Here is a 2,222-nt window from a genome sequence, read left to right on the forward strand (position 1 = left end):
GTGGTCGCTGGAAGGCTTATGGTTCGGCTTTGATTGCTCAGATCGTGGTGGAAGGTGGTCAGGCACGTATGTCAGGGCATTTCATCTGCGGTTGCAATTGGACTTGCGAGATGTGTGCTCGTGCGACAGTCGCTCGAAATAGGAGTTGGCTTCGTGGTGCGCTTTTTCCGGCTCTGAAGGAACACGGCAAGAGCGGGAGCTTGGTTACGCTGACGCTGGCCCATAGTTATGACGTCGATTGGGCTATACCTGTGGCTGCTTTGAAGGCGGCTTATGGGCTGTTTGATAAGCGCATGGCCAAGGTCTACAAGAAGGCCGGATCTGTAGGCAAGTTCAAGGCCTTCGAGGTCACGATAGGTCGAAATGGAATTCATCCTCACTTCCACATCCTTGTCACGCATGATGATGATGCTGATCTTGTGGCGATGGAGGATGCTATGCGTGAAGCTTGGTACAAGGCTGTCATTGAGGTTGGTGGGCGGTGTTCCGATAGGGGCTTTGATTTTCGGCCCAACCGGTTGAACGACTATGCGGCAAAAATTGAGGCGTCGCACGAGCTCTCTTCACAGAGTACGAAGCAAGGCCGGAAGAATGGCAAGTCGCTTTCTCAGACGCTTGATGCTGCAGGTCGAGGCGACTTGACGGCCGGCGCCGAGTGGCAGCGTGCCATTGAGGCGCTTGGTTCTACAAACCGTTTTCATGCTGGGAATCTGGCTAAGAATCTCGGTATTTTGACTCCTTCCGAGTGGGATGATGGAGCTGGAGATGTTGAAGAGGTTGGCCTTGATGATCCTGAGCAGCCTCTCATTATCGAGTACTCGTTTGAGGATCATCTCAAGGCTACTCATCCCTCGTTGGGGCGTCCAGGGCTTGCGATGATCTTGCGGGCAGCAGCGCGTGGTGGCCAGGCCAAGGTGTGCTTGATGGTCAATGCTTTGTGCCGCTACTCCGATAGTAAACGTGTGCCTACTTGGGTACCGACTTCTGAGCTTTCGGCTCTTGATTCCGAGATCATAAATATTGCGAAACTTCGGCCTTTGACGAGGGAAGAGGTCGGGGAGTACCTGCGAGTTACTCGCGTTCTGGCAGCTGTAAAGTAATTCTCAAAATTGATACGGAGAAGAGATGAGCAATGTTCCTGAGTGGGTTGTTGGATGCCTTGGCGGTGTTGTCAGTTTGACGCGTAGTCTCGAGACTGCGACGGGCGTATACGAGCGTGGTCGTTCTGCTCGGCTGGTGAGTATCCAGTCTGGAATACCAGATTCGAACCCTGTTCCATATGCAACGATTGCTCTCGATCCGCATGACCTCTCATGGGAGGAAAATGTTTCTTTTGATGCAATCGAGCCGGAGCGGAAGTAACCGAATATAAGAGGGAAACCCGCACTCAGATACCGAACATATAAAGATTCCTGTCTGTGTCCAATAGTAGCGGGGGTATGGGGCTGCAAGGCCCCATGCAAGCAGTGTGCGGCCGCATTCTCGTGCGTGGGAGTGCGGCCGTTTGCACGTTCAAACACCGGGCGGTGCTCGCGCCATGCTCGCTGGGGTGGTGTTTGAGTGCCATTTCGGCACGCGTCCCCCTGGGGCGTTGACACACGTTAACGGATGAGCGACTATTGCTCATCGGTTTTTTCATATTCCGCGATCGCGAGATTGCTCCCACAGTGAACGGTGGGCCGGAAATGAAAAAGAGCCACGACTACTGGACATAGTCTGGCTCCTAGGCCGGTTCCACTTCACTTTCAGAGCAGGAAGAACCGACATGCAGAGCATATCATGCGCGTCTACACGTGCGTCAACACCATTCCTTGATTTTCCCCTCCCCGAAAGCCCTGATTCGTTGCCTCGTTTCGACAGGAGCGGGACACCGTTCGGGCAAGTACGGTATTCCAAAGCTGCGTTGACGGGAGCCGCGGCGGCCACTGCCGACGCGTCGACCGGCGGCGCAGCCGTCGGCCTCGGGAAGAATAGGGATACTCCACCCTGTAACCCCCGGCAGTATCGGCCCTACGTCCGCCAAGCAACTGCTCAACGGCTTGTTTCTGGCTATTGGTCCAATGAGGGAAAGAACTTGCGCGGTTCGTCTGTCGCGGGCTGTGGTCGCTGGAAGGCTTATGGTTCGGCTTTGATTGCTCAGATCGTGGTGGAAGGTGGTCAGGCACGTATGTCAGGGCATTTCATCTGCGGTTGCAATTGGACTTGCGAGATGTGTGCTCGTG

Annotated in this window: 1 protein-coding gene; it reads left to right on the top strand. The window is 54.7% G+C overall.

Annotated features, from left to right (window positions below):
• A partial coding sequence (locus J3U95_RS28125) for a rep family protein (protein WP_208281761.1) occupies nt 1-1,100 on the top strand: 1,100 nt, incomplete at its 5' end.
• Nucleotides 1,101-2,222: the final 1,122 nt, after the last annotated feature.

The sequence above is a fragment of the Massilia oculi genome, assembly GCF_017582745.1.
GTDB classification, from domain to species: domain Bacteria; phylum Pseudomonadota; class Gammaproteobacteria; order Burkholderiales; family Burkholderiaceae_D; genus Telluria; species Telluria oculi_A.